Genomic DNA, 24219 nt, shown 5'->3' with positions numbered 1-24219 from the left:
AACAACATGGGAAATCGACGTTTTGCAAACTGGTTGACCGGTGCGGCCTGCGTATTGCTGGCCGGCATGAGTGCGGCGCAAGCACAGCCGATCAGGTTCGCGGTGGCAGCGGAACCCTATCCGCCGTACACCGAAAAGCAGGCCAACGGTGAGTGGAAGGGCTTCGAAGTCGACCTGATCCACAAGCTGTGCAGCGAAATGAAAGCCGATTGCGAGATCAAGGAAGTGGCGTGGGACGGCATCATTCCATCGTTGCTGGCGAAGAAGATCGACGTGATTTTCTCGTCGATGTCGGTGACCGAAGAACGGGAAAAACAGATCGCCTTCAGCAAGGCCTACTACGACTCGGTGATTGCTGTCGTCGGCCCGAAAGAGGCGTCGGTGAAGAAGTACCCGGATGACCTCAAGGGCAAGATCATCGGCGTGCAGAACTCGACAGTCAGCGCCAGCTACCTGAAGACCTACTACGAAAAAATTGCCGACGTTAAGTACTACGACACCCAGGACTCGGCCAACGCCGACCTGATTGCCGGGCGCATCGACCTGATGATGGCCGACGGCACCGCCATGGCCGCGTTCATCAAGACCCCGGATGCCAAGGACCTGGCCTACCTCGGCACCGTGCCTTATGACCCGATCTTCGGCAAAGGCGTGGGGGCCGGCCTGCGCAAGGACGACACCGAACTCAAGGCCAGACTCGACAAGGCCATCCAGCAATTGCTGGCGAGCAAGGACTACGACGACCTGTCCCAGAGCTACTTCGGCACCAGCGTGAAGCCAGCGTTCTGACCTGAACACAGGTCTTGAAGTAAATGCAAAACCTGTGGGAGCGAGCTTGCTCGCGATAGCGGTGGTTCAGTCACCATAGATATTGACTGGCATGGCCTCATTGCGAGCAAGCTCGCTCCCACAGGATCAGGGGAGACTGATATGCCGGCAATGTTCGATCTGATCAATTTCACCGAGCAGGGATGGGGCAGTGCGCTGTTGAAGGGGCTCTGGATGACCCTGCAGATTTCCGCCGGGGCCTTTGTGCTCGGGCTGGCCATCGGGCTGGTGGTGGCGTGCCTCAAGCTTGGCGCGCCGAAGCCGATTGCGGCGCTGATGCGCGGCTACACCACGTTGTTCCGGGCGGTTCCGGAATTGCTGCTGATTCTGTTGCTGTACTACGTCGGCTCCATGCTCCTCAACTCGCTGATGACCCAACTCGGCTACGGCGTGGTCAATGTCAGCGGTCCGCTGGCGGCCATCGTGGTGCTGGGGCTGGTGCAGGGTGCCTACGCCTCGGAGATTTTCCGCGCGGCGATCCAGGCGATTCCCTTCGGTCAGATCGAAGCGGCCAAGGCGTTCGGCCTCAACGGTTTCGGGCTGTTCCGTCGGGTCACGCTGCCGATCATGGCGCCTTACGCCATGGCCGGGATGGCCAACCTGTGGATCAACCTGATCAAGGACAGTGCGCTGATCAGCGTGGTCGGCACCAACGAGCTGCTGTACACCGCCAAGCAAGGCGCGGGGTCGACGCGCCACTATCTGTTGTTCTACCTCACGGCTGCGGCGTTGTATTACGCGGTGACGTTGGCGTCGAACTATCTTTCGGGACGGTTGGAGCGACGCATTCGTCGCTGGATGCCTCTTGTTGACTGAACCGGCAGAGAGAATGAAATGATTCCAGCGTGGATAGTTGAATACGCGGCACTGTTGGGCCGGGGGCTGCAAACGACCCTCGTCATTCTGTTGGTATCCAGTGTGTTCGGTTACCTGTTGGCGGTGCTGGTGGCACTGGCGCGGATCTCGAAAAACAAGGTGATCGCCAAGGTCAGCCTGTTCTACACCAGCGTGACGCGCGGTACGCCGTTGCTGATCCAGATCTATATCTACTACTACGGGCTGGGTAGCCTGTTTGCCCAGTTCCCGCTGATTCGCGGCAGCTTTCTCTGGCCTTATCTGCGTGATGGCTACTGGTACATCGTGTTCGCCCTGGTGGTGTCGGTGGGGGCCTATGTCGGCGAAGTGATTCGCGGTGGCCTGCTGGCGGTGCCCAAGGGTGAAATGGAAGCGGCCTCGGCCTTCGGCATGACCGCGCGCCAGTCGTTGTTGCGAGTGCGCTTGCCCCGGGCCCTGCGCCTGCTGTTGCCGACGCTGGCGGGGGAAACCGTGATGCTGCTCAAGTCCACGGCGCTGGCCTCGACCATTGCCGTGATCGATCTGCTCGGCGCCGCCAACGTTGTTCGCGCGCAGACCCTGCAGGTGTACGAACCCTTGTTGCTGGTAGCCGGCGTCTATGTTTGCCTGACCTTCCTGATCGAGGCGTTGTTTGCCTTTGCCGAACGGCGCGGGACGCCGGTACGCAGGTCGGCCTGATGAGTTCGCCACGGGTTGACCGGTCGTTGCAGGGCATTGGCCTGTGCACGTTGGGTTACGCATTCCTGTCGTTGCAGGATGCGGTCATCAAGTGGCTGGTGGCCGACTATTCGGTGGTCACCATTCTGTTCTGGCGCGCCGCCGTGGTGGTCGTGGCGGTGCTGCTGGCGGGGCGCCTGCGCCTGATCCAGCGGGCCTGGCGCTCACCGAGCCGGCACCTGCTGGTGGTGCGCGGTCTGTTGTCGATTGTCGCCTGGGTGCTGTACTACACGGCGGCCCGGGACCTGACCCTGGCCGAGATGACCACGTTGTACTTTTCCGCACCGATCATGGTCACGGTGCTGGCGGCGGTGATTCTCAAGGAGCGCGCCAGCGGCTGGCAGTGGTTCAGCCTGATCATCGGTTTTGTCGGGGTGGTCATTGCCTGTCGCCCCGACAACATGACCGATCCGTTGCCAATCGTCCTGACCCTGCTGGCGGCGATGTGCTGGGCGTTCACCTATATCCAGCTGCGCCAGGTGGATGAGCAGACCTCAGTGCTGGAGCAGATGCTGATCACCAACGTGGTGTTCGTGATTTGCATGGCGGTCGCACTGCCATGGACCCACACGCCATCACCGACGCCCGCCTGGCTAGGCATGCTCGGCGCCGGTCTGGTGGGCGGCATCGGTCAGTTCCTGCTGTTCGCCAGTTTCCGCCGCGCCACCGCGACCTTGCTCGCGCCGTTCGAATACACCGGGCTAATCTGGGCGTTTGCCCTGTCGAGCCTGGTCTGGGGCACGCTGATGGATACGTCGCTGATGATCGGTGCCGGGCTGATCGCAGTCAGTGGCACCCTGGCGATGATCTTCGGCCGGCATCCGTCACAGGACGTCGTCGGTGCTGAATGCTCCGTGACGCAGCCCCTTTATCCAGCAGCGGCAGATATGCAGTCCGTTGGCGGCGCTGAAGGTCTCGGGGTTCAGGCACCACTCGAGCCAGAGACCGTCGAGCATCGCCGATAAGCCGATGGCGGCCAGGCGCGTGTCGTGAATCACGAAGCCTTCGCTGGCGGCCAACCCGTCGAGCAACTGGCGGATCAGATCGAGGTAGGCGCGGTAGCTTTTTTCGTGGGACTGGCTGACGTGTTCGGAGTGACGAATCAGGCTCCAGAACACCACCCACACGCCGAGCAGTTGCGGGTCCATGACCCGGGGCGAGAACGAGCCTTCCAGGAAGGCATCGATCTTTTGCGCGGGTGTCTCGGCCTGCTCGATTTCCTGGAGCAGGGCCGTGGTCAGTTCACTCGCGAGCCGCTGGTAGGTGTCGGCGATCAGTACCTCGATGCTGCCGAAGTGATGGTTGAGCAACCCCACGGACACCCCGGCTTCGGTGGCGATGCGTCGCACGGAAATCCCGGCGTGACCGTCACGGCCCAGGCAGCGCAGGGTGGCGGCCACCAGCATTTCGCGACGGTCATCGGGTTCGGCGCGACGGTTTTTCGGGGCATCGGTTGTCACAAGGCTGTCCTTGGGTGAGGTTCCACGATGCCGAGCTTAGTTGAACGTCTGTTCAATCACCAGCCTCGGCAGCAGCGATACAACGTTTTTCAACGTTCATGACGGGAGGGAAAGCCAATGCCGCAGGATATTTCATTCAGTGTGCGCAACAACAATGGCGACGCCGTGCGGGTCGGTGCCCGGCGTTATGCAGGTGACGGCAGCGGGCCAAACGTGCACCTGCAAGCCGGCGTACATGCCGATGAAATCGCCGGGATGCTGGTCCTGCACCTGCTGATGCAACGACTGCAAACCGCCGAAACCCAGGGCCGGCTCAAGGGTAATGTGACCGTGGTGCCGCAGGCCAATCCGCTGGGCATCGGGCAGTTTCGCCAGGGGCGGATCCTTGGTCGCTATCACGACGCCACCGGGCATAACTTCAATCGCTCATTCGACCAGTCGGCGGCCATGGAACGACCTTCGACCTGCGTTCAGGAGTGGCAAAAGAAACTGGTGCAACTGGCCGCCCCGGCCGACGTGATGCTCGACCTGCACACCGATGACGAGGCCTTGCCGTACCTCTACGTACACCGCAGTTTCTGGCCCCGTGGCCGCGAACTGGCGGCGGCGATGAAGATGGATGTGGCGATCATCTGGGATGACGGCGGCGATGGCTCCTTCGAGGAAACCATCATTGCTCCGTGGATACGCGACGGAGTCACTGCGGGGCGCATGGCTGCGACCCTGGAGCTGCGCGGGCAGGGCGATGTCAGCGACCGTTTCGCCGAGTCTGATGCCGAAGGGCTGTACAACTGGCTGTGCGGTTGCGGTGTCATCGATGAGTCAGTGGCGCCTGCGGACTGGCCCGTCGAAGCCGTGGAAATGGGCCACATGGAAACCATCATCGCCCCGCAACCCGGGGTGCTGATCTTCGAAAAAGAACTGGGGGATTTCGTCGAAGAAGGCCAGAGGTTTGCCCGAATTCTCAGGACCCCGGGCGACCCATCCTCCGAAGTGGTGCTGCACGCCGAGCAAGCGGGGCGCCTGGTGACGCGCTATCGCGATCGTCTGATACCTCAGGGCATGGGGGTGGCGAAATTCACCGGCAGCCGGGTGTCACGCAACTGGAGCGGCGGGTTGCTGGACCCCAATTGATACGAAGGTGATTCAGCGCAGCGGCCGAAACGCCGCGCGCAGTTCCTCGGTAAAGAGCTCCGGCTGTTCCCAGGCTGCGAAATGGCCGCCCTTGGCCGCCTGATGGAAGTAGATCAGGTTGCGATAGGCGCGTCGGGCCCAGCTCTCCGGCGGGAAATAGACATCATCAGGGAATACCGTAACGGCTACCGGCAGTGTGATGTCGCCGGTCTTCTGTGCCGCAGAAAAAAGCGGGCTGCGACCTTTGTTTTCCCAATAGAACCGACTTGCCGAGGCACCGCTGTTCGTCAACCAGTACAAGGTGATGTCGTCCAGTACTTCATCCTTGCCTGGCGATTGCTGTGGGTCGGCGCCATAGGTCCACTTGGCAAATCCCGGGTGACCGAGCATGAATGCCGCGAGGAATGCCGGGGAGTCCGTTACGCCGTAGCCAATCAGTTGCGGCCGCGCGGCCATCATCGCGCTGTAGGCCAGGTTTCCCTGTTTAATCGACGCCGCCAACGCGTCGTAGGTCGCGCGTTCCTGCTCGGAATACCCCGCAGGTGCGGGACCGCCGACAGCGAGTGCGGCGGTCGCCTCCGGCGGGACCGTCGCCGGCAGGTTGAGGTGAATGCCCAGTAACCCGGGCACGGACTGGCGCGCCATGGCGCTGGTAATGGGGCCGCCCCAGTCGCCACCCTGGGCGACGTAGCGGGAGTACCCCAGCCGCTGCATCAATTGCCCCCAGACCCGCGCCACATGGTCCGGGTCCCATCCGGGTTCAGTCGGTTTGCCGGAGAAGCCGTAGCCGGGGATCGACGGAATCACCACGTCGAATGCATCCGCGCTATTGCCCCCGTGAGCGGCCGGATCGGTGAGCGGTCCGACCACCTTGATGAACTCCAGTACCGAGCCTGGCCAACCGTGGGTCAGGATCATCGGTAAAGCATTCGGCTGCGGCGAGCGCACCCAGATGAAATGGATAGCGACCCCATCGAGGGTGGTCGTGTACTGGGGCAAGGCATTGAGCTGCGCCTGAGCCTTGTGCCAGTCATAGTTCGTGCCCCAGTAGCGAACAAGCTCCTGCAGTTTCGCCAGCTGTGCACCTTGTGATCGATCACCCACCGTCTCCTTGTCCGGCCAGCGCGTTGCCGCGATGCGGTTACGCAGGTCAGTGAGTTGTTGATCCTGGATATCGACGTGGAAGGGCACAACAGCGTCGGCGGCGGGAGCGGCGCTCACGAGGGGCGAGTTGCACAGTGCGAGGGCCATTAGCAGGACGACGAAAGCAGATTTCATCTTCATTTCCTCGCTGGGAGGCATGCCTTCACCCGTGCCCGAAGAGCAGGGGCGAAGGTCGATACAGCTCTTGAGACTGATCTCGTTCAACGGGACGCGCAAGCAGGTTTATGCGAAGGACTGCACCGGAACGACCACCGGCGGGAAGGGGGGCGTCGATACTGGCTCAGCCCTTTTTAACTGACTACCCCAAATCCCTGTGGGAGCGAGCTTGCTCGCGATGGGCCGCGCAGCGGTCCCAAAAAAAGCTAGCCGCGCAGCCCAACGCGAACAACATCACTCGTCCCGGCAGGCGACATCTACTCAGGCGGATCAATCTGATCCAGCACCCGATTCGCCGTGATCTCCGCCAACATCACGCTATTGGAAATCCCCAACAGGGCATTGCGCGATCCGCCGTCCAGATGATCCACCAACTGATGCACCATCACATCGACCGAGGCCAGCGTCTCGACCAGATACACCATCAGGGTTTCGGTATCGACCTTGGGGTCCACGGTAAACAGGGAGCCAGGCGTGCGCGGCGTGGCTTTGATGTCTGCGGTCGAGGGGAAGTGAAAGGCGAGCGCACGCTCGGCGGCCTCGTTGAGCTTGTTTGAATCGGGTTCGTACGGGGATGTCGGATCGGTGTCCGGCGGGTTGGGGGTGACTTTGAACATAGCTGTCTCCGCTTCATGGTTGAAGCTGCCACGTTCGTTTCCAGACGAAGGGGTGGCAGCTGTACGCAGGCTGGAAACCCGGGGAAACGGCAACCCGGTAGACCCGAAGGTCTCCCGCGCACAGCCGCCATAACGGAGTGCACACTTAAAAGCGCGCAAGCATAGTTATGAAAGGCGCAGTCGCGCCATTTTCATTCCGGGGTTTCCAGACCCGACCACTGATGGGCAGTGGCGCAGAAACGATAGAGACCAGGGGCAAGGCGCACAAGCCGGCGGATTCTGGCGTAACCGTAGGCAACGACGCAAGGTGTCGTAGCTTTCAGGAAATAACCTACAGCCTTTTTAAACAAGTGCTATTGCTCAGATGCAGACGCTCTGCGCGCACCCCGTGATCAAGGCATGCTGAGGGTAATCAGGTAGTTTCCGGAACGGATCGGTGAGCCTGCATCATCCACCAACACAAACTGCTGATCGAAATAACGACTTTCCCGACCACTGTCAGCGAGCAGTTTGACGTTGATGCTGGTTTGACCGACAGCGCTCACACTGGCGGTTGGCGCGAGGGTGTTTGCCTCAATCCCCATCGCGCGGCTCTGGGCAGCGCATTGGTAAAGTTCGAATGTGCCATCCGTACCCACCCGTGACTGACAGCCCGGCTCCACAATGCTGCCTTGAAACCTGATGGTGCCCGGCGCCGCCAGGCATGCACCACTGAGTGCGAACAAAAGACTCAATCCCGCTGTTATACGTTTACCGTTCATGCCTGACGCTCCTTGAGTTGTAAGGTCTAGGTCGTCAATGAAGGGTAGTTGCTTGAGGCATTTGTTGTATCACCGTGTATCAAGGCACGACATCCTCGTACAGCCATACAAAACCAGCTCTCCACGGATACAGCCGGGATACACCACCGGGGCCAAATAGACCTGCCAAAGCGAGATGCACAACGCACCTCGCAACCAGGTTTATCAACCCTTGCGGTACGACCAATAGAGGTCCCGCCGCGCCATTGATCCGGAGTATCAACATGTCTCGTATCCAGTCGAACAAAACCCGTATTGGCCTGATCGCTGTAGCACTGGTCGGCGGTATCAACTTCGCGTCCTCGGCGTTTTCCGCCGAAGCCTTGCCTCAGGGCTATCAACTGGCTTCCGCGGAAAAGACCAGCGAAGGCAAGTGTGGCGAAGGCAAGTGCGGTGCCGAAGCCAGCGCCCAAAAGACCCAGGCCGAGGGTAAATGCGGTGAGGGCAAATGCGGCGATGCGTCTTTCGCGCGCACCGACGCCGATCATGACGGCCGCGTTTCGCTCAAGGAGCTGCTGGCCGTAGCGCCCAAGGGCGCAGAGGAATTCAAGGCGATGGACACCAACGGCGACGGTTTCCTGTCCGAGGGGGAGGTTTACAAGTACCGCACCAACCAGTTCACCTCCAACGGCAAGAAAGTACCGACCGAGCTGTTCACCAAGTTGAGCCAGGCTAAAGACTGATCGGCCGCAACGAAAAAAACCTTCCTGTGTTCTAGCGCAGGAAGGGTTTTTTGCGTGGGCAGTACTGGTTTGGTCGTCAGGCGCGAAATTGCACTCTACTTGACCACCGATTGCATCGGATTTGACCAGCAGGCTTTGTAACCATGACCGGCAGAGAACGGCCAAAAGCTGCCTCTCATCAAGGGCAGCCATCAGCCAAACGCGGTCGGTGGACACCCTACTCGCAAAACGGTTGCTTGCAGCTAGAAGTACTCAACAACAGATCTACCCTCTCTTACCCAGTCAGTTGCACACCAAGGAGTTTCATCGAAGCTATTCCCTGTCTGATTCGGAGATCGAATGGGTCAATAACACAGCCAAGAGTCCGGCCCTGTCGATTGGCCTGGCAGTCCAGCTAAAGGTCTTTCAGCAACTGCACTATTTCGTTCTTTTCGATGAACTTCTTCAGAAACTCAAGCCCAGGCACTAAAGCCTGAAGTTGCTCGGTATCCAACTCAAGTTCAGAGCCTTGGCGAATACCCGGCCAGTGAAACTTACCTTGATTCAATCGGCGAGCAGCCAGCCAGATGCCAAACCCGTCATGCACCAGGACTTTCATGCGAGTGGCGCGGCGGTTGGCGAATAGATAAGCGCAGTGCGGCTTCGCCGCACCGAACACCGCGATCACCCTGGCCAGCGCGGTCTCGGTGCCAGCACGCATGTCCATGGGCTCGGTGGCGAGCCAGATGGCATCGATGCGGATCATTGGGTGAGCCCACGAATGAATCGAGCGCACCCTTCAGGATCGGAAATTGGCCACTTCACCGTGAGCGTTTGCTGGCCAAGCGGTAATTTAATGATCGCCGGCGCTTCAGCCACTCGTTTTGATTCGACTTTCAAAGGGATCAAAGCTGGTAGCGCGGCAGCCTGCTGATCACGGTAAAGCGGTAGCCAACGGCGCACGACATTAGCGTTGATACCATGACTCATCGCGATGGCTGCCACGGAAATGCCGGGCTGCTCGCATTCATGGATGACTTGGGCCTTGAAGGATGTTGTGTAGGACTTACGTTCACGCATGGCGATCCTGACATTAAGGGTAATTGCGTCCGCATAAAATTACGCGGACACAATCGCCCTTATCGGCCGGGCTCGGAAGGTGTGTTCGCCGGCCCTTACCGTCAAAACGATCAAGCGCGACTACATCGCGCACATGCTCAAACCTGATCGGGAAACAGCGTTGCGCAACTTGGCAATTGCCTTCGAGCGTTACAACGAGGAGCAGCCGCACAGCGCGCTGAAATACCGCTCACCACGGGAGTTTAGGCGCTTGGCGGCGGCATCAATTTAACGGGGAGTTGGTGTCCGGTTTTATAGGGGCGAGTCCACGGAGAACTCCAGCAGCCTTATAGGATAGCCAGAGACTCAAGGCCAGAATCTGAAGGGTATTAGAAAGCACGAGTATCCATACTTTTGACATTGACTGATGGCTGTATGCTGCAATGTCGGGATTGTCACTAGAAGCGCCACACAGCCAAAAGTGGCAATGCACAATAGCGCGGCGATAAATAGTGTTCTTTTTGTTTTCATAATCATCCCTCGCTAAAGGTAACCCGTTTGATCGTGCGTGGCTGGCCGCTTAACCAAGGGTGGCGACGCTACGCAGAATCAAGCGCACCAGTAAGGTCTGGCTGGTGACCCCGGTTTTCGAAAAGATAGAACGCAGTTGCGCACGTGCCGTGTTGCGGCTGATGCCGAGCTCATCCGAGGCTTCATCAATGGTCTGGCCATTGGCCAACTGAAAGGCCAGGTGAGTTTCGGCAGGCGTCAGGTCGAACAGCGACCGGACGATCTCTTCAAGGGCGTTGGATTTCTGCGCGGGGTCGCTGATGAAAATGACCACTGCCGGGCAGTATCTGCCGTCGCTCCATTCGCTTTGCTGCACGCGGCGCACGATCAGGCCAAGGTTGACCCGCCCGGAAGGGCGTTGCACGCGCATGGCCTTGACAAGCGGGGGGTTCTTGCCCTTCTGCGAGAGCAAGGCCTGATCGATCAGTTTGTGGAACTCCTGGCAATCGCGCACCGTCCCAACTTGCAGACCGTCGTTGACCAGTTCGATACCGTCCCTTTCCGCCAGCAGGCGTTGGGCGAGTCGATTGCTCTGCAGGATCTTTCCTTCCTGGTCGAGGATGATGGTGCCCACGGCCAGTTTGTCGACGGCGCCAGCGTAAAGGTTGCGTTCGCTCTCGATGCGGTTGAGGTACATGTGCAGGATGAGGGTACGTTCAAGGTGCGGCAGGAACGAGGCAAGAAACTCCTTGTCTTGCTGATTGAATGGGCCGCTGGCGCGATCGCGGGAGATGCGGATCCGGCATTTGGAGCCAAGGCTGGTGTTGATGTCGGCTCCAAGGACATGGAACACATCCACAGGTTCCAGGAAACTCTTGTAAAACTCGGATTCCAGCCAGTCCTTCTCGGAAACGAATTCGGTGCAGATGACGACTTGGCGATTGGGCAGGTCGGTGAAGGGGTCGAGGGTGTAGAAGTACTGATTGTAGGACGCCGAGATCGCCGCCGAGGAGCCGGCAGTGTTGATACTCAGACCGTCCACGTGCTGGCTCGGCGGTCGCAGGGTGAGGGTGGCGTGCTTGGCCCCCATCGAGCATTTGAGCTGGTCGAGAAAGGTGCTCCAGGGAATATTTTCCAGCGGCCCCTGATAAAGGCTGCCGAGCATGCCGCTGAATTCTTCAAGGCTGAGGGGACGTAGCATATTGACCTCATGTCGTGTGAGCCTGATGCCCGACCGCGTGGCGTTCGGGCAGTGGCTCTGATTGTCAGCGTCCGAGTTTGCGCAGGTTGGTAGTGGTGAAGTAGTCTGCTTCGAAACTGCTGCTGTTCAGGCGAGCGGGGGGTTGACCATTGAGCAGGCGGTCGGTCAGGTAGGAACCGGCGATCAGGTCATGGAACATCGCGAGGCGCGCCTGGAAGCCCTGCATGTCGTAGGCGTACACCGTGGTCTGCATATTGCTGCGCCACAGGGCGCCCTTGCCGTCGTAGTTGTCGGCCAGCACGCCGATCCACGAGTCTTCGTCGATATAGAGCCTGCGCTTGCCATAGACGTGCCGTTTGCCGGGCTTGAGGTTGGCTTCCAAAACCCAGACACGGTGTAACTCGTAACGCATGTAATCGGGATTGACGTGGCCTTTGGTGGCCAGCAACTGGTCGAGCTTCAGGCCAGGATCGTCGAGCTTGTTGTTGTTATAGGGGATATACATCTCCTGTTTGCCGAGCAACTTCCACTCGTACCGATCCGGCGCACCGTTGAACAGGCGGTCTTCATCCATCACGCGAAAGCCACCGGCACCGAAGGGGGTATCGTAGGCCACGGTGGGGGCTCGACGTACCCGACGCATGCCAGGAACGTATTGCCAGGCCTGGGATGGAGAGGCCATGGGGTCGGTGAACGTGTGGGCAAGGATGATCTCGCCCTTTTTACGCGCAGGTTCCAGGGTGGACACCATGGCGTAGGCCTGCACGCCGCCGGAGCTACCGACGCTTTCCTTGGGGTCGTCCCAGACCGAGTAGATCTTGTAGTCCATGGACTCGAGCGAGCGCTCTCCGTTGGACAGGGTAAGGGCCATGGTGTAGACGGCGTCCTCCTTCCAGGCCCGGGCAGGCAGGTTGAGGTTCCACATCAGCTCGTAGCCATTTTTCGGGATGGGGAAGGGAGAGGCGCCAATGGCATTGCTCACGCCGTTGCCATCGCTGATCAGTTCGGCATCGACAGCATTTTTCGCAATGTTGCTCTCGACCCTTTCCGAGTAGCGGAAATCGCGATGGCTGGGGTAGATCGGCATCTTGAACGTCTGCGGGTAGTGCTGGAACAGGGCTTTCTGGCCGTCGGAAAGCTTGCCTTCGTATTGCGCCATGTTCTGTGCCGTGATGGTGAACAGCGGTTTCTCATCGGCGTAGGGATTCGGGTACTGGCTGCCGCTGCCGGCGTAGTTCAGGTTGGGCGGTGCACCGCGCCATTTCCCGCTCCAGGCGGGGATGCTGCCTTCGGCATTGCCGGCTTTTTCCGCACCCATGGGGGTGAGTTCGCGGCCCAGGCGGGCGGTCTCTTCAGGGCTTGATTTGGCCAGTGCGACGCTGCTGAAACTGCTGGCAAGCAACACGCTGAGCAATAGGGTCTTGTGCTGAATATGCATGTGGATTCTCCGGCGCACTGAGTTAGAAGCTGTACTTGGCGCTGATGGCGAGGTTGTCGCGATCGGCCAGCGGGGTGTCCTTGGCGTCGCCAAGGAAGGCGTTGTAACGAGTATCGAGGGTCAGGTTGTTGAGGTAGCTCCAGCTGACGCCAACACCCAGGCGGTTGTCTCCCTCACCCATGCCGAAACTGCCGAGCAGCGAGGAGTCGCCGTTGACCGCCTGGCTGAACACAAGGGGAATGCTCATGTCCCAGCCATTGATGAGGTTCAGGTAGGAAAAGGTGGCGCCGACGGTGTAGCCCCAAGACGACGTGTCGTTGAACAGCGTGTCGGTGTTCGGCGTGGTGAGGGAGGCGAACCCGCCCGTGCCATCGGCGACGAACACATTGAAACTTGGCGCCTTGTCGTTCTGTAGGACGCGGTTGTAGCCCACTTCACCGGTGAGGCTGACCGTGTCGGCCACCCAGGTGTTGCTCAGCATGTGGACGAAGGACGCCTGGGTCTGCAGGGTCTTGCCTCGTACCGAGTAAGGCACTAGGCCGGTATCCACCATTACGGGCGCACCGTCGCGGTAGCTGATCTCGCCACTGACGTTGGTTTCGCCAAGTACGGTGGAGAAGCTGGCGCCAAACAGGTCGACTTCATCGAAGTAACGCACCAGGTAAGCGGCTTCGTTCCAGTGGCTGAGGAAATCCAGCTGCGGTGCCTTGTCATGGAAGCGCGAGTAGTACAAACCGAATTCGGTATTGTTCAGTGCTTCGGCCATATAGGTCATGGCCACGCCGTACTGCCCTTTGTCGCTGGGCTTGTCGTCCTTCAGGCGGTGGGTCAGGCCGAAGGCATCGGTGAAGCCGCCCTCGTCGATCTGGTCGGTGACCGAGAAAAAGCTGCCGACGCCGTCGATCTCGGTCTTGCGCCATTCGTATTGGTAGTAAGCCTGCAGACCTATGTTATCGGTCACGCTGATCTGGCCGAACAGCTGGCCCACCGGCAGGAAGATCTCCTTGACCTCGACCCCGGGGGTATTGGCCTTGGTGGCGTCGGCCGGGCTTTGCGCGCCGGAGATGCCGTTGGCGATGTACAGGCTTTCACCCCAACTGACCACCTGGTCGCCCAGGCGCAGGTTGAGGTCATGCCCGCCCAGGTTCCAGCTGCCGTATACATAGGAGTCGAGCAGACGTACATCACGTCCGTGCTGGTCGATGGTCTCCTGGGAAAAGTGCTTGGGACTTGAGCATTCGCCGCCAACGAAGCAGTTCGAGGTGCCGGTGTCGTTGTCGTTGTCGCGGTTGTAGACGTCGTCGTAGAAGCCGCTGGCGCGCATGAACAGGCCGTAATCCTGTTGCCAGTTGAGGTTTATCTCGGTGAGGAAGCTGGATCGATTGCTGATCAGGCTACCGCGGTCGAAGGCATTGTTGCCGTCGTCGATGTTGGCGATCAAAGGGTTGGGGAAACCATCGGACAACTGCTTGTCGCGGGACTCGGTGCGCCAGGCCAGGCCATAGGTGAGGTTGGTGTTCCATTCGACCTTCAAGTCTTCGCTGGGCTGGAAGCTCAAGGCATGGGCTTGACCAGCCAGCCCACCGGCCAACATGGCCAGGGACAAGCGAGCGGCGGAACGCAGGGGTTGCTGGGCGATTATTGTTTTTATCATGTCGTCCTCTTACCTGAGCCAGGTATTGCCCGGTCGGTATGTGTCGGGGTGTGAACGCTGCGACATGACTATGGAGTTGACGCTTGTACGTCCTCATCGTCCTACAGGACTAGATGTCGAAAGACCGCCTTCTGCATGCCCGCACCGTCTGTTGCGGCTGTGCGCCCTTTAGATTCGAGGTAGTCCCCTAGGACGATGCCGCCCTGGTAGCGCCGGCAAACAATCGCCGAAACGACAAGCAGACGAGGGTAGCGGGATGATGGACTTCACAGGAAAAACAGTACTGGTCACTGGCGGTGGAGCAGGCATTGGCCGCGCGATTGTCGAAGCCTTTGCCCGGGCGGGCGCACGCCTGGTGGTCGCGGAGGTCGATGCCACGCGTGCAGCGGACGTTCGCAAGTTTCTCGATTGCAGCGCGACCGAGACCCTGGTGGTGAAGGCGGATGTCACCGTCAAGGAGCAGGTGGCAGACCTGGCCAAGCAGGTCCAGGCGCGTTTCGGCGGGCTTGATGTGCTGGTGAACAACGTCGGTGACTCGCTGATGATCGCCAAGCCCTTCGATGCCTACAGCGATGACGATATTGACCGGCTGTACGCCGTCAACCTGCAGCACATATTTCGCGTTACCCGCGCCATGCTGCCGCTGCTGCGACGTCAGGGCGCGGGCAGCAGCATTATCAGCCTGTCGTCGATCGAGGGCTTCCGCGGCATTCCCAATTGCAGCGTCTATGCCGCATTCAAGTCCGCCATCAGCGGTTTTACCAAGAGTCTGGCCCTGGAGCTTGGGCCTGTGGGCATCCGCGTCAACCAGATCGCGCCGGAATCCACCGAAACGGCGCAATTGCCAATGTCGATGATGATTGCGGCGGAGCATCAGGGGCAGATCCCGCAATGGATTCCCCTCGGCCGTTTCGGCAAGGCCGAGGACATGGCCGGTGCCGCGCTGTTTCTCGCAAGCTCGCTGTCGGGCTGGGTCACCGGCACCACGCTTCATGTGGACGGCGGTGCCTTGGCCGCCGCGGGTTGGTACCGCGCCCCGAACGGTACCTGGACCAACGTGCCGGTGATCAGCGGTAACGGTTTCAATTTCTGACCCCGCGCTGATGGGCTTCGAATCACCACCAACAATAATAAGGAAGCACAGATGAAATCGGATAATTCCAGGATCGCGGTTGTCACTGGCGCCAGCCGCGGCGTTGGCAAGGGCATTGCCATCGCCCTCGGTGCGGCGGGCATGACCGTCTACCTCAGTGCCCGCTCAGCGACCGCCAGCACCAGCCAGCTGCGCGGTCAGCCACTGCCTGGTAGTTTGGCGGAAACCGCCGAGGCAGTGACTCGCGCTGGTGGCAAGGGCATCGCTGTGTCCTGCGACCACCGCGACGATGAACAGGTACGCGAACTCTTCGCCCGCGTCGAACGCGAGCAGGGGCGGCTCGACCTTCTGGTAAACAACGCCGCCTTGCTCCACGAGAACCTGATAGATCCGGGGCCGTTCTGGGAGAAACCCCTGGAGTTGATGGACATCCTCGACGTCGGTCTGCGCTCGGCCTATGTCGCCAGCTACCTTGCCGCGCCCCTGCTGGTGCGTAACGGACACGGCCTGATTGCGTTTGTGTCCTCCTTCGGCGCCGGCTGCTACATGCACGGTCCGGCCTATGGTGCGCAGAAGGCCGGCTGCGACAAGCTGGCCGCGGATATGGCGGTGGACTTCGAGGGCACCGGCGTTGCCGCGATATCTCTCTGGCTCGGCCCGCAGCGTACCGAACGCACGGCTATTGCCGGAGCGGAGCGCACCGACCAATACGATGCCTTCATGGCCATGGCAGAAACTCCGGAATTCAACGGTCGAGTGATCCGCTCGCTGCTCGATGCCCCGGAACTGGCCAGCCTCTCCGGGCAGACCCTGATCAGCGCCGAGCTGGCCCTGGGCTATGGCATCAGCGATGAGGCCGGACGTCAGCCACCGTCCTATCGCGAGATGCTCGGTGCTCCTCGGCGACAGCACCCCGCGCGCGTTATCTGAGCTGTGCGCGTCCGGCGTTGGCCGGGCGCTTCCCCTCCCCCAAAAAAACGGCCCGACTTCGGGCTCAAGCAGGAGCGAATATTCGATGAAGATTCTCGTAATTGGCGGGACCGGCCTGATCGGTGGTCATGCTGCCCTCTATCTCAAGGACCTGGGTAACGACGTGACTATCGCCGGCCGCAAACCGGCGGCCGCAAGCAGCGCCCTCGCCGAGTTGAAACAACTGCAGTGCGACTACATCGCGGGTACCCTCAGCCGGGACGAGCTGGCCAGCTTCGATGCCCTGGTGTTCGCTGCCGGCAGCGACATCCGCCACGTTCCGCAGGAGGGTGATATCGATGCTCACTGGCAACGCGCGAATGTCGAGGCCATCCCGCGCTTTTTCGAGCTGGCTCGTAGCGCCGGGATCAAGCAGGCGGTGCTGGTGGGCAGCTTTTATCCTCAAGTGGCACCTGAGTTGATCGACAGCATCCCGTACGTGCGCTCGCGTCATCTATCGGATGAAGGTGCAAGAGCACTGTCCGGGCCGGACTTCAGAGTCTGCAGCGTCAACGCGCCCTTCGTTGTAGGGATGGTGCCGGGACTCAAGGTGGATATGTTCGAGGCCTACACCCGTTATGCTGAAGGCAAGTTCGCGCCAATGCCGTTCTACGGTCCGGCGGGTGGCAGCAACTTCATATCTACTCGCTCGCTATCCCAGGCAATCTGGGGTGCACTGCAGCGCGGCGAGTCGGGCAAGGCATACCTTGTGGGGGACGAGAATCTCAGTTACGCCCAATACTTCCAGGCCTTCCTGCGCGCTGTCGGCAACGACGCCGAGATGCCATCTCTGGACCAGGAGCACCCGCTGCTTCCGGACATGGCACTCTATACCGGGCGTGGCAACACCGTCAGCTACCAGCCCGACGCGCAGGACGCCGAATTGCTCGGTTACGTGCGCCAGGATATCCAGCGCGCGGTGTGCGAAGTGGTGAGTCAGTACCGCGGCTAGAGACAACCGACACCGGCCTTGTCCTGCATGGCCGGTGTCGGCAGGCGATTCACACTATTAAAAGTTCCCCCCGCTTGAAAGGCGGGGGATCGTCTGAGGCCAGCACGACATGCGGGTCTTTTTTTATTGGTGCCCCATGATTCAGATGGGCGAACCCGGCAAGCCTTCGTAGTAGAAACCAGCAGTCGCGCCGCCATCCACCGACAGTTCGCTGCCGTTGCAGTAGCTGGCGTCGTCGCTGGCGAGGAACAGCGTGGCGCGGGCAATTTCCTCCGGGGCGCCGATGCGCTGCAGCGGTACCTGACGGTATTGGTTGTTGAGCGAGTCGCGCGGGGCGCCGGTGGGGTTGGACATTTGCGTATCGACCCCGCCCGGATGCACCGAATTGACCCGCACGCCATGCGGGCCCAGCTCCAGCGCCGCAACCTTGGTCAGCCCGCGAACGCCCCACTTGCTGGAGACGTAGGCGGCCAGGGCGTTGACTCCGCGCAAGCCGTCCACCGACGAGATGTTGACGACCGAGCCGGCGCGCTGCTCACGCATGATCGGCGCCACGGTATGGATGCCAAGGAAGGTACCGGTCAGATTGATCGATAGCGCCCGCTCGAAGTCGGCCTTGGACAGTTGCTCCAGGGAGCCGAAGACCAGCACGGCGGCGTTGTTCACCAATACATCGATGCGTCCGAGGCGTTCTACCGTCTCGTTAACCAGTTGCTGCCAACTTCCCTCGTCGCTGACATCCAGGCGGCGAAAGCTGGCGGCGTCGCCCAGTTCACTGGCCAGGGCCTGGCCCTCGGCTTCCAGCAGGTCGGCGATGACCACCTGCGCGCCGTGCTCGACGAACAGTCGGCAGGTCTGTGCGCCCATGCCGCGGGCTCCGCCGGTGATAATGGCGACTTTGTTTGCTAAACGTTGCATACGGGTTCTCCTCGATTAACCCCAGTAAGCCTGGCCGCCATCCAACGGGATGGTCGCGCCAGTCAGGTAACGTGCGTTGTCGCTGACCAGGAAGGCGACGGTGCGACCGATGTCGGTCTCGCAATCGCCGACCCGGCGCAACGGGATGCTGCTGAAAAAGGCCTGGGCCTCTTGCGGGTTGTTTTCGACCCAACCGCGCAGGCCCGGTGATAGCGCATGCGGCGCAATGACGTTGACACGGATGCCATCCACACCCCATTCGCAAGCGGCGCCACGGCTCAGGGCTCGGATTGCTTCCTTGGTCGCGGCATAATGGCCGTAGCCCGATGCGTCCCAGCGTACCGCCGCCGAGGAGGCCAGGTTGATCACCGCGCCGTCGCCCTTGAGGTAGGGGTAGCAGGCCCGCATCAGGCGCAGGGTGGCCATGGGGCCCGAGTCGATGCCCTGCATGAAGGCTTCGTCGCTGACCTCGAGGATGCTGCCTAACGGCACGATATGGGCATTGTTGACCAGGATGTTCAGTCCGCCGAAGGCTTCTACTACCTGGGCGACGCAGCGATCGATGTCGGCCTGGCTCATCACGTTGCATTCCACGACCAGCGCGATGCCGCCACGGCGACGGATTTCTGTACAGGTTTGCTCCAGGGTGGCGCGCGTGCGGCCTGCCACTGCGACCGTTGCACCTTCATCCGCGAGGGCATAGGCAATACCCTGGCCGACCCCTTGGCCACCACCGGTGATCAGGGCTACTTTGCCTTTGAGCATGTTCATGTGTGGTACCTCTGTCAGAGACTTTTTTTGTTGGTGGAACATCAAGCGATACCGGAAATCAGCTGCGCGTTGTCGATGCGCAGTTCGGCGCCATTGATGAAGCGCGATTCATCCGAGGCGAGGAACAGCACCAGGTCGGCCACGTCCTCGGGCATGCACATGCGCGCCATGGGGTTGTCGCCGATGCCCAGGGCTACCGGGTCGAGGTCGGGGACCATGGCCTGGGTCATCGGGGTCCAGATGCCGTCCGGGTGCACCGAATTGCAGCGGATGCGGTAGCCCTGCTGCTTGCAATGGACGGCCACGCTGCGGGTCAGCGCGGTCACCGCGCCCTTGGAACTGCTGTAAGCGCACATCGGCGCCAGGCCGGCGAGGGCCGCGACCGAAGACATCATGATGATCGAGCCGCCCGCGGCATTATTTTTCATCGCCTCGACAGCGTACTTGCAGCCGAGAAAATAGCCGTCAGCGTTGACCCGCATGACGTTGCGCCACTGTTCCAGGCTGGCTTGCTCGATAGTCCCCAGCGGGCAGATCGCCGCATTGTTGACCAGCACGTCCAGGCGTCCGAAGTGGGCCAGGGTCTTGGCGATCGCTCGTTGCCAGTGTGTTTCGTCGGCCACATCCAGTTCGATGAACAGGGCATGTGCACCGATCTCATCGGCCACGGCCTGGCCGGCCTGGCAGTTGACGTCGGCAACCACCACGCGGGCGCCTTCGGCGGCCAGCAGCAGGGCATCGGCCTTGCCAACGCCGCTGGCGCCGCCGGTGATAAGCACGACCTTGTTTTCAACGCGTTTCATGTGGGGCTCCTCGCAGGGGCAGGTCCTGGCTCCAGTCGAGCAACAGCTCGCGGCACGTGAAGTGCCAGATGCCGTCCATGCAGGCGAAACGGTCGCGGTAGCGAATGCCCCAGTCGAGCTTGCGCTCGATACCCTCGGTCTCATAGAGATGGTTGGCCACGCAGTAGGTTTCCGCGCTGGCTTGCAAGTCATCCACTTCAGCCAGGTGGTTATGGATGTGATGCTGGGTCTTGCTGTAGTGGCCCAGGCCGTTCATGCCTTCGACGATGGCGGTGACGCCATCGAAGCTGAACCCCGGCCCCTTGAGCGTTGCCTCGGGGGTGAACAGGCGGGACAGCGCCGCCCAGTCGCGTTGGTCGACTGCCTGGGCATAACGACAGATGAGTTCGTAGAGCGCTTGCTGGTGCGATGCCTTGGACATTCTCGAGCCTCCTTATCTGCCCTGCGATGGTGCAGGTGCGGTCAAACTCGCATTCCGGAGGAGGGGGGGCATCGTCCGAGGAGACTACCGCAAGGGGCAGGGCGGTATCGTTCAAACAGGCTTCGGGCAGGCCGTAGTCTGGCCGGACGATGAGTGTCGCCCACCCCCTGCCTATCCTGCGCGAAGACCCACCCACAGGAGCACAACCGATGGCTATCACGATGGACACCTACCTCGAAATCGAGCAGATCAGACAGCTCAAGTACCGCTACTTTCGCGCGCTCGACTGCCACGACTGGACCTTGTTCGAAACCTGCCTGGCCGAAGATGTGAAAACCGCCCTGGACAGTGGCAAGTACAGCTTCGATGGCCGCGCTGCATTCGTAGAGGGGCTCAAGGCAATAATGGACAGGCCCGGCCTGCTGTCCAAGCACCAGGGCCATCATCCGGAGATCGAAATGCTGGCGCCCGACAAGGCCAGGGGCACCTGGTACCTGGAAGATCATGTCATTGATCTGGACGGGGGCTGGATGCTGCACGGTACGGCTTTTTACCAGGATGAATACGTCAAACGCGACGGGGCCTGGCAGATCCTTGCAACAGGGTACCGCCGCGTATTCGAGACCCTGACTTCACCGCTGCCCGAACAGTTCAAGCTGACTGCCAGCCTGTTCGATGCGGCCTGCCACGCGTAGACAAACCAATGAAAAAGCCCGGCGCAGTGCGTCGGGCGTTATGGCAGTTACCGAGAAATGCAGATCGACCTACAGGCAGTACTGACTGGTAGGCAGCACATCGATCTTGTCGAAATCGATAAAGCGATTGCAGCTGTCGATCATCGCGACCAGGTTGCGCTGGAATTTCGCCTCGTCGCCAACCGCATCGAAAAAGGCCTGGGGATCGGTCATGGCCGCTGGTGGGAAACACTCTTCGACAATAGCGTCGATCCGCGGAGCGCCGTGGGTCAATGCCAATACCACCAGGTTCTGCACGTATTGGAAGTTGTCCTGGGTGTCGATGGCCACCGGGGTGTGGTGATTGCGCCAGATGTCCAGCCAGGCCTCCGGTGTCAGGCGCGGCGGGCGGGTCAGCAGGGCCACCTGGGCGAAACCGTGGGTACGCTCGCCGGGTGTGGCGGGGAAGCGGGTGTTGCGGATCGCGACCGACTCGCAGACCAGATAGGCGGCCATGCGTGCCGTCGCGGCAACGATCAGGTTGTCAAATGGGCGACGCGAGGGGCCGTTGGCGCTGTCCAGCCACAGCGACAGGCTGGCGTCGGGCAACGGCCGGTTGTTCTCCTGGCGCAGGCCGGCTGCAGGTTCGACATCGGCGTCGGCCAGGTTCAATTGCAGACCCTGGGCGCCCAAGGCCTGCAGCTGTTCGGCGACCTCGCTTCGCAGGCGTCGGACGAAGGTTTCGCGACTGGTCTGCGTATCACGCCAGAGCAGGTAGATGACTTTTTCCATAGCGATAAAGATCCTCGTTTCAGTGAGTGGGTATCTTGGCCTGTGTCGACTTCCAGGTGAGGCCTTCAAACCATGGTCAGTCACGGGAAAGACCGTGGAATCCCTCAAACAGACTATTCGGGATCTGTCGTTCGCCCGCAGCCCAAGTCGTTCCCGGCGACTGCACGCACCAGGCGCAGTCACTTAGTCCAGCCGGACGAAGAACGTGGCCGCCGCTCACTTATAGGGTGACCTTTCAAATCCATACGAATAACAATAACTGGAGACATTGAAATGTTGCTACGAAACAAAGTCGTCGTGGTGTCCGGTATCGGTCCCGGCCTGGGTGTCAAGCTTGCCATCGAAGCCGCGCGCGAAGGCGCGCATGCGGTGATTCTCGCCGCACGCACAGCCGCAAAGCTGGACGATGCAGAGGCGCGGATTCGCGATCTGGGCACGCAATGCGAGGTACTCAAGGTGGTGACCGACATTAATGACAGGTCGCAATGCAAGCGCCTGGCAGACCAAACGATCGAGCGGTTCGGCCGGATCGATGCATTGGTGAACAGTGCCTACGTGCATGGCAATTTCCCTGAAGCGATCGAGCAGGCTGATCTCGATAGCTGGCGCTCGGTCTTCGACACCAATGTCATCGGCACCATGACGCTGACGCAGGAAATCCTGCCGCACATGAAAAAGCAGGGTAACGGCGCAATCGTCATGATCAACACCCAGGCCACGCGCAGACCGTTTCCAGGCGAATCGGGCTACGCGGCGTCCAAGGGCGCTCTGGCAGTGGCGGTCAAGTACCTGGCCAGGGAACTGGGATCTCATGGTGTGCGGGCCAACAATGTCCATATGGGCTGGATGTGGGGCGCGCCGGTACAGGGTTATGTCCAGCAGGCAGCGGCCGAATACCAGGTGCCGGAGGCCGATATCGTTGCACCGATCGCCGCTAATATCGCGCTCGGGCGCATACCGACCGACGATGAATGTGCCAGAGCCGCACTCTTTCTGGTATCCGATTACGCCAGCGCGATTACCGGCGCAACACTCGACGTCAATGGCGGCGACTTCATAGCGTGACATCACGGGACGCCACTTATGTCATTGAATTTTTCTTCTTCACGGCCCTGCCGGACCCATCAGGTTCCCAAATGGGACCTAGAGACAGATGTCATTGTCGTCGGTTTTGGCGCCGCAGGCGCTTGTGCCGCCATTGAAGCCGCCGGCGCGGGCGCGGCCGTGACGCTTCTGGAAGCCGCCTCCGGCCACGGCGGCACCAGCGCTCTGTCGGGGGGCGAAATCTATCTGGGTGGCAGCGGTGGCACGCCCGCTCAGCGGCAAGCTGGCTTCAGCGACGACACCGAAGACCTTTTCCGTTATTTGATGATGGCAGGCGGCGCCGACGCCGACGAGTCGAAGGTACGCCTATATGCGGAGAATAGTCTTGGTCACTATGAGTGGCTGGTCGCGCAAGGGGTCAAGTACAAGAACACGTTTTTGCCGGAAAAAATGCTAGAGCCAGTGACAGACGACTGCCTGATCTGGTCCGGCAGTGAAGAGGCATGGCCGTTCGTGGAGCACGCCAAGCCGTGCCCGCGCGGACACACGCCGCAGTGGACCGGCTGGGGCGGCGGGCGCATGTTGATGGACACACTGGCCGCGCGCGTCGAAACGCTCGGCGTGGAGGTTCGCTATGACAGCCGGGTGCTCGCCCTGATTGCCGATGAGGCCAATCATGTCCATGGCGTGGTGGTTCGGATCGCTGGCCAGATCTGTTTTGCCCGGGCCCGCAACGGCGTCATCCTGTGTGCCGGCGGCTTCGTGATGAATCGCGATATGGTCAAACGCCACGTGCCGCATTTGCTGCGCTCCGACAATCCCATCGGAACCCCTGGCGACAATGGCACGGGCATCCTCCTGGGGATGAGCGTGGGGGGCGCGGCGATCCACATGGGCGAGGCCTTCCTGAGCCTGCCGTTTTATGCGCCCGAATCGCTGATCAATGGGATTTTCATCAATGAGCGTGGCCAGCGATTCATCAATGAGGATTGCTATCACGGCCGCGTCGGCTATCACATCATGCAGCAGATGGGCGAGCGCATTTACCTGCTGGTCGATAACGCCACGTTCCAGCCGCCCGCGGACTTCACACGCATCCAGATTGCCGCGGCAGGCGAAACCTGGGAGGAGGTGGAAGGGGATCTTGGGCTCCCCGAGGGCGCCTTAGTCTCCACGGTAGCGCTGTACAACCGCCATGCCGCCGATGGCAGCGACCCGCTGTTCCACAAAGCCGCGAAATGGCTCAAACCACTCAACGAGCCGCCGTTCGTTGCGCTGGATTGCCGAGTCGATTATGCGTTCTACCCACACTTTACCCTGGGAGGGTTGGATACCCTGCCGACTGGCGAGGTCCTCACGGAAAAGCGTGAGCCGATAGGCGGCCTGTATGCGGCAGGGCGTACTGCGTGCGGGTTGCCCCGTTGGGGCGGCGGCTACAGTTCCGGCATGTCCCTGGCGGATGCGACCTTCTTCGGTCGCCAGGCTGGGTTGCATGCCGCGAAAGCGCGAAAGTAGGGCTAACGGGCC

26 protein-coding genes and 2 pseudogenes are annotated in these 24219 nt (G+C 60.8%); 14 read left to right on the top strand and 14 right to left on the bottom strand.

Annotated features, from left to right (window positions below):
- Positions 1-6: 6 nt before the first annotated feature.
- The 4 genes from AC1D1M_RS14010 (at position 7) to AC1D1M_RS13995 (ending at position 3365) form a co-directional block, all read left to right on the top strand.
- Positions 7-789: a transporter substrate-binding domain-containing protein gene (locus tag AC1D1M_RS14010; protein ID WP_477776077.1), complete on the top strand. Its 783-nt coding sequence runs from the start codon at positions 7-9 to the stop codon at positions 787-789.
- A 141-nt stretch (positions 790-930) separates the two neighbouring features.
- Positions 931-1644: an ABC transporter permease gene (locus AC1D1M_RS14005; RefSeq protein WP_103397408.1), complete on the top strand. Its 714-nt coding sequence runs from the start codon at positions 931-933 to the stop codon at positions 1642-1644.
- Positions 1645-1662: 18 nt separating this feature from the next.
- A complete protein-coding gene (locus tag AC1D1M_RS14000) occupies positions 1663-2361 on the top strand; it encodes an ABC transporter permease subunit (RefSeq protein WP_477776076.1) in 699 nt (232 codons plus the stop codon).
- Complete coding sequence (locus tag AC1D1M_RS13995; protein WP_477776075.1) at positions 2361-3365, top strand: DMT family transporter; 1005 nt, start codon at positions 2361-2363, stop codon at positions 3363-3365. The genes AC1D1M_RS14000 and AC1D1M_RS13995 overlap by 1 nt, the downstream gene beginning before the upstream one ends.
- Here AC1D1M_RS13995 and AC1D1M_RS13990 read toward each other — a convergent pair.
- Positions 3321-3806 (bottom strand): annotated as a pseudogene (locus AC1D1M_RS13990) (TetR family transcriptional regulator C-terminal domain-containing protein); the annotation flags it as partial. The gene AC1D1M_RS13995 and the pseudogene AC1D1M_RS13990 sit on opposite strands and share 45 nt — an antisense overlap.
- A 171-nt stretch (positions 3807-3977) precedes the next feature.
- Between AC1D1M_RS13990 and AC1D1M_RS13985 the strand changes: the two are divergent.
- Positions 3978-4994, top strand: a complete 1017-nt coding sequence (locus tag AC1D1M_RS13985; RefSeq protein ID WP_477776074.1) for a M14 family zinc carboxypeptidase — start codon at positions 3978-3980, stop codon at positions 4992-4994.
- Between the two features lie 12 nt (positions 4995-5006).
- Here AC1D1M_RS13985 and AC1D1M_RS13980 read toward each other — a convergent pair whose 3' ends face one another.
- The 3 genes from AC1D1M_RS13980 to AC1D1M_RS13970 form a co-directional block, all read right to left on the bottom strand.
- A complete protein-coding gene (locus tag AC1D1M_RS13980; RefSeq protein ID WP_477776073.1) occupies positions 5007-6272 on the bottom strand; it encodes an epoxide hydrolase family protein in 1266 nt (421 codons plus the stop codon).
- 299 nt (positions 6273-6571) lie between these two features.
- The gene (locus tag AC1D1M_RS13975) at positions 6572-6931 is read right to left on the bottom strand and encodes a DUF6124 family protein (RefSeq protein WP_477776072.1); all 360 of its coding nucleotides are present in this window, start codon (positions 6929-6931) and stop codon (positions 6572-6574) included.
- Between the two features lie 392 nt (positions 6932-7323).
- A complete protein-coding gene (locus AC1D1M_RS13970; RefSeq protein ID WP_477776071.1) occupies positions 7324-7692 on the bottom strand; it encodes a type 1 fimbrial protein in 369 nt (122 codons plus the stop codon).
- A 263-nt stretch (positions 7693-7955) separates the two neighbouring features.
- Here AC1D1M_RS13970 and AC1D1M_RS13965 point away from each other — a divergent pair, with 263 nt between their 5' ends.
- Both AC1D1M_RS13965 and AC1D1M_RS13960 read left to right on the top strand, forming a co-directional pair.
- Positions 7956-8414 carry an HvfA family oxazolone/thioamide-modified RiPP metallophore gene (locus AC1D1M_RS13965; protein WP_477776070.1) on the top strand — a complete coding sequence of 153 codons (459 nt, stop codon included), beginning with the start codon at positions 7956-7958 and terminating at the stop codon, positions 8412-8414.
- A 208-nt stretch (positions 8415-8622) separates the two neighbouring features.
- Positions 8623-8883 carry a DUF4158 domain-containing protein gene (locus AC1D1M_RS13960; RefSeq protein WP_477776069.1) on the top strand — a complete coding sequence of 87 codons (261 nt, stop codon included), beginning with the start codon at positions 8623-8625 and terminating at the stop codon, positions 8881-8883.
- On the opposite strand, the gene tnpB is transcribed toward AC1D1M_RS13960, so the two are convergent.
- Together tnpB and tnpA are read right to left on the bottom strand one after the other, a co-directional pair.
- Entirely contained in the window at positions 8809-9159 is a 351-nt protein-coding gene (tnpB, locus tag AC1D1M_RS13955) for an IS66 family insertion sequence element accessory protein TnpB (protein ID WP_477776068.1), read from the bottom strand. The genes AC1D1M_RS13960 and tnpB overlap by 75 nt on opposite strands.
- The gene (gene tnpA / locus AC1D1M_RS13950) at positions 9156-9473 is read right to left on the bottom strand and encodes an IS66-like element accessory protein TnpA (protein ID WP_477776067.1); all 318 of its coding nucleotides are present in this window, start codon (positions 9471-9473) and stop codon (positions 9156-9158) included. The genes tnpB and tnpA overlap by 4 nt, the downstream gene beginning before the upstream one ends.
- A gap of 100 nt (positions 9474-9573) precedes the next feature.
- On the opposite strand from tnpA, the pseudogene AC1D1M_RS13945 reads away from it, so the two are divergent.
- Positions 9574-9744 (top strand): annotated as a pseudogene (locus AC1D1M_RS13945) (integrase core domain-containing protein); the annotation flags it as partial.
- A gap of 288 nt (positions 9745-10032) precedes the next feature.
- Here AC1D1M_RS13945 and AC1D1M_RS13940 read toward each other — a convergent pair.
- The 3 genes from AC1D1M_RS13940 to AC1D1M_RS13930 form a co-directional block, all read right to left on the bottom strand.
- Entirely contained in the window at positions 10033-11163 is a 1131-nt protein-coding gene (locus tag AC1D1M_RS13940; protein ID WP_150724764.1) for a helix-turn-helix transcriptional regulator, read from the bottom strand.
- 64 nt (positions 11164-11227) lie between these two features.
- The gene (locus AC1D1M_RS13935; protein WP_477776066.1) at positions 11228-12601 is read right to left on the bottom strand and encodes a DUF1329 domain-containing protein; all 1374 of its coding nucleotides are present in this window, start codon (positions 12599-12601) and stop codon (positions 11228-11230) included.
- Between the two features lie 22 nt (positions 12602-12623).
- Positions 12624-14255 carry a DUF1302 domain-containing protein gene (locus AC1D1M_RS13930; protein ID WP_477776065.1) on the bottom strand — a complete coding sequence of 544 codons (1632 nt, stop codon included), beginning with the start codon at positions 14253-14255 and terminating at the stop codon, positions 12624-12626.
- A gap of 256 nt (positions 14256-14511) precedes the next feature.
- On the opposite strand from AC1D1M_RS13930, the gene AC1D1M_RS13925 reads away from it, so the two are divergent.
- From AC1D1M_RS13925 to AC1D1M_RS13915, 3 genes are all read left to right on the top strand, one after another.
- A complete protein-coding gene (locus tag AC1D1M_RS13925) occupies positions 14512-15348 on the top strand; it encodes an SDR family NAD(P)-dependent oxidoreductase (RefSeq protein WP_477776064.1) in 837 nt (278 codons plus the stop codon).
- Between the two features lie 51 nt (positions 15349-15399).
- A complete protein-coding gene (locus tag AC1D1M_RS13920) occupies positions 15400-16278 on the top strand; it encodes an SDR family NAD(P)-dependent oxidoreductase (RefSeq protein WP_477776063.1) in 879 nt (292 codons plus the stop codon).
- 85 nt (positions 16279-16363) lie between these two features.
- The gene (locus tag AC1D1M_RS13915; protein ID WP_477776062.1) at positions 16364-17269 is read left to right on the top strand and encodes an NAD-dependent epimerase/dehydratase family protein; all 906 of its coding nucleotides are present in this window, start codon (positions 16364-16366) and stop codon (positions 17267-17269) included.
- Positions 17270-17410: 141 nt separating this feature from the next.
- Here AC1D1M_RS13915 and AC1D1M_RS13910 read toward each other — a convergent pair whose 3' ends face one another.
- Genes AC1D1M_RS13910 through AC1D1M_RS13895 form a run of 4 tightly spaced genes read right to left on the bottom strand, consistent with a single transcriptional unit; the run spans position 17411 to position 20182 of the window.
- On the bottom strand, positions 17411-18187 hold the full coding sequence (locus AC1D1M_RS13910) for an SDR family NAD(P)-dependent oxidoreductase (protein WP_150724770.1): 777 nt from the start codon (positions 18185-18187) through the stop codon (positions 17411-17413).
- A gap of 15 nt (positions 18188-18202) precedes the next feature.
- The gene (locus AC1D1M_RS13905) at positions 18203-18958 is read right to left on the bottom strand and encodes an SDR family NAD(P)-dependent oxidoreductase (protein WP_477776061.1); all 756 of its coding nucleotides are present in this window, start codon (positions 18956-18958) and stop codon (positions 18203-18205) included.
- A gap of 41 nt (positions 18959-18999) precedes the next feature.
- The gene (locus AC1D1M_RS13900; protein WP_347908020.1) at positions 19000-19761 is read right to left on the bottom strand and encodes an SDR family oxidoreductase; all 762 of its coding nucleotides are present in this window, start codon (positions 19759-19761) and stop codon (positions 19000-19002) included.
- Complete coding sequence (locus AC1D1M_RS13895; RefSeq protein WP_150724773.1) at positions 19748-20182, bottom strand: nuclear transport factor 2 family protein; 435 nt, start codon at positions 20180-20182, stop codon at positions 19748-19750. Before AC1D1M_RS13895 ends, AC1D1M_RS13900 begins: the two co-directional genes overlap by 14 nt.
- 209 nt (positions 20183-20391) lie before the next feature.
- Between AC1D1M_RS13895 and AC1D1M_RS13890 the strand changes: the two genes are divergently transcribed.
- Complete coding sequence (locus tag AC1D1M_RS13890) at positions 20392-20877, top strand: nuclear transport factor 2 family protein (RefSeq protein WP_150724774.1); 486 nt, start codon at positions 20392-20394, stop codon at positions 20875-20877.
- A gap of 69 nt (positions 20878-20946) precedes the next feature.
- Here the strand turns inward: AC1D1M_RS13890 and AC1D1M_RS13885 are convergent, their stop codons facing one another.
- Positions 20947-21648 (bottom strand): EthD domain-containing protein, encoded by a 702-nt coding sequence (locus AC1D1M_RS13885; protein ID WP_477776060.1) that lies wholly within the window; start codon positions 21646-21648, stop codon positions 20947-20949.
- 273 nt (positions 21649-21921) lie between these two features.
- Between AC1D1M_RS13885 and AC1D1M_RS13880 the strand changes: the two genes are divergently transcribed.
- The gene (locus tag AC1D1M_RS13880) at positions 21922-22713 is read left to right on the top strand and encodes an SDR family oxidoreductase (RefSeq protein ID WP_477776059.1); all 792 of its coding nucleotides are present in this window, start codon (positions 21922-21924) and stop codon (positions 22711-22713) included.
- Between the two features lie 18 nt (positions 22714-22731).
- A complete protein-coding gene (locus tag AC1D1M_RS13875) occupies positions 22732-24207 on the top strand; it encodes an FAD-dependent oxidoreductase (RefSeq protein ID WP_477776058.1) in 1476 nt (491 codons plus the stop codon).
- Positions 24208-24219: the final 12 nt, after the last annotated feature.

The sequence above is a fragment of the Pseudomonas sp. P1_F7 genome, assembly GCF_056405655.1.
The sequence above is the reverse complement of the archived record's forward strand: the minus strand, read 5'-3'. Positions and strand labels throughout refer to the sequence as shown.

What these genes read in the sequence shown, in the direction of transcription:
- AC1D1M_RS14010 (WP_477776077.1), top strand. Translation starts at nt 7, where the DNA reads ATGGGAAATCGACGTTTTGCAAACTGGTTGACCGGTGCGGCCTGCGTA.
- AC1D1M_RS14005 (WP_103397408.1), top strand. Translation starts at nt 931, where the DNA reads ATGCCGGCAATGTTCGATCTGATCAATTTCACCGAGCAGGGATGGGGC.
- AC1D1M_RS14000 (WP_477776076.1), top strand. Translation starts at nt 1,663, where the DNA reads ATGATTCCAGCGTGGATAGTTGAATACGCGGCACTGTTGGGCCGGGGG.
- AC1D1M_RS13995 (WP_477776075.1), top strand. Translation starts at nt 2,361, where the DNA reads ATGAGTTCGCCACGGGTTGACCGGTCGTTGCAGGGCATTGGCCTGTGC.
- AC1D1M_RS13985 (WP_477776074.1), top strand. Translation starts at nt 3,978, where the DNA reads ATGCCGCAGGATATTTCATTCAGTGTGCGCAACAACAATGGCGACGCC.
- AC1D1M_RS13980 (WP_477776073.1), bottom strand. Translation starts at nt 6,272, where the DNA reads ATGAAATCTGCTTTCGTCGTCCTGCTAATGGCCCTCGCACTGTGCAAC.
- AC1D1M_RS13975 (WP_477776072.1), bottom strand. Translation starts at nt 6,931, where the DNA reads ATGTTCAAAGTCACCCCCAACCCGCCGGACACCGATCCGACATCCCCG.
- AC1D1M_RS13970 (WP_477776071.1), bottom strand. Translation starts at nt 7,692, where the DNA reads ATGAACGGTAAACGTATAACAGCGGGATTGAGTCTTTTGTTCGCACTC.
- AC1D1M_RS13965 (WP_477776070.1), top strand. Translation starts at nt 7,956, where the DNA reads ATGTCTCGTATCCAGTCGAACAAAACCCGTATTGGCCTGATCGCTGTA.
- tnpB (WP_477776068.1), bottom strand. Translation starts at nt 9,159, where the DNA reads ATGATCCGCATCGATGCCATCTGGCTCGCCACCGAGCCCATGGACATG.
- tnpA (WP_477776067.1), bottom strand. Translation starts at nt 9,473, where the DNA reads ATGCGTGAACGTAAGTCCTACACAACATCCTTCAAGGCCCAAGTCATC.
- AC1D1M_RS13940 (WP_150724764.1), bottom strand. Translation starts at nt 11,163, where the DNA reads ATGCTACGTCCCCTCAGCCTTGAAGAATTCAGCGGCATGCTCGGCAGC.
- AC1D1M_RS13935 (WP_477776066.1), bottom strand. Translation starts at nt 12,601, where the DNA reads ATGCATATTCAGCACAAGACCCTATTGCTCAGCGTGTTGCTTGCCAGC.
- AC1D1M_RS13930 (WP_477776065.1), bottom strand. Translation starts at nt 14,255, where the DNA reads ATGATAAAAACAATAATCGCCCAGCAACCCCTGCGTTCCGCCGCTCGC.
- AC1D1M_RS13925 (WP_477776064.1), top strand. Translation starts at nt 14,512, where the DNA reads ATGATGGACTTCACAGGAAAAACAGTACTGGTCACTGGCGGTGGAGCA.
- AC1D1M_RS13920 (WP_477776063.1), top strand. Translation starts at nt 15,400, where the DNA reads ATGAAATCGGATAATTCCAGGATCGCGGTTGTCACTGGCGCCAGCCGC.
- AC1D1M_RS13915 (WP_477776062.1), top strand. Translation starts at nt 16,364, where the DNA reads ATGAAGATTCTCGTAATTGGCGGGACCGGCCTGATCGGTGGTCATGCT.
- AC1D1M_RS13910 (WP_150724770.1), bottom strand. Translation starts at nt 18,187, where the DNA reads ATGCAACGTTTAGCAAACAAAGTCGCCATTATCACCGGCGGAGCCCGC.
- AC1D1M_RS13905 (WP_477776061.1), bottom strand. Translation starts at nt 18,958, where the DNA reads ATGAACATGCTCAAAGGCAAAGTAGCCCTGATCACCGGTGGTGGCCAA.
- AC1D1M_RS13900 (WP_347908020.1), bottom strand. Translation starts at nt 19,761, where the DNA reads ATGAAACGCGTTGAAAACAAGGTCGTGCTTATCACCGGCGGCGCCAGC.
- AC1D1M_RS13895 (WP_150724773.1), bottom strand. Translation starts at nt 20,182, where the DNA reads ATGTCCAAGGCATCGCACCAGCAAGCGCTCTACGAACTCATCTGTCGT.
- AC1D1M_RS13890 (WP_150724774.1), top strand. Translation starts at nt 20,392, where the DNA reads ATGGCTATCACGATGGACACCTACCTCGAAATCGAGCAGATCAGACAG.
- AC1D1M_RS13885 (WP_477776060.1), bottom strand. Translation starts at nt 21,648, where the DNA reads ATGGAAAAAGTCATCTACCTGCTCTGGCGTGATACGCAGACCAGTCGC.
- AC1D1M_RS13880 (WP_477776059.1), top strand. Translation starts at nt 21,922, where the DNA reads ATGTTGCTACGAAACAAAGTCGTCGTGGTGTCCGGTATCGGTCCCGGC.
- AC1D1M_RS13875 (WP_477776058.1), top strand. Translation starts at nt 22,732, where the DNA reads ATGTCATTGAATTTTTCTTCTTCACGGCCCTGCCGGACCCATCAGGTT.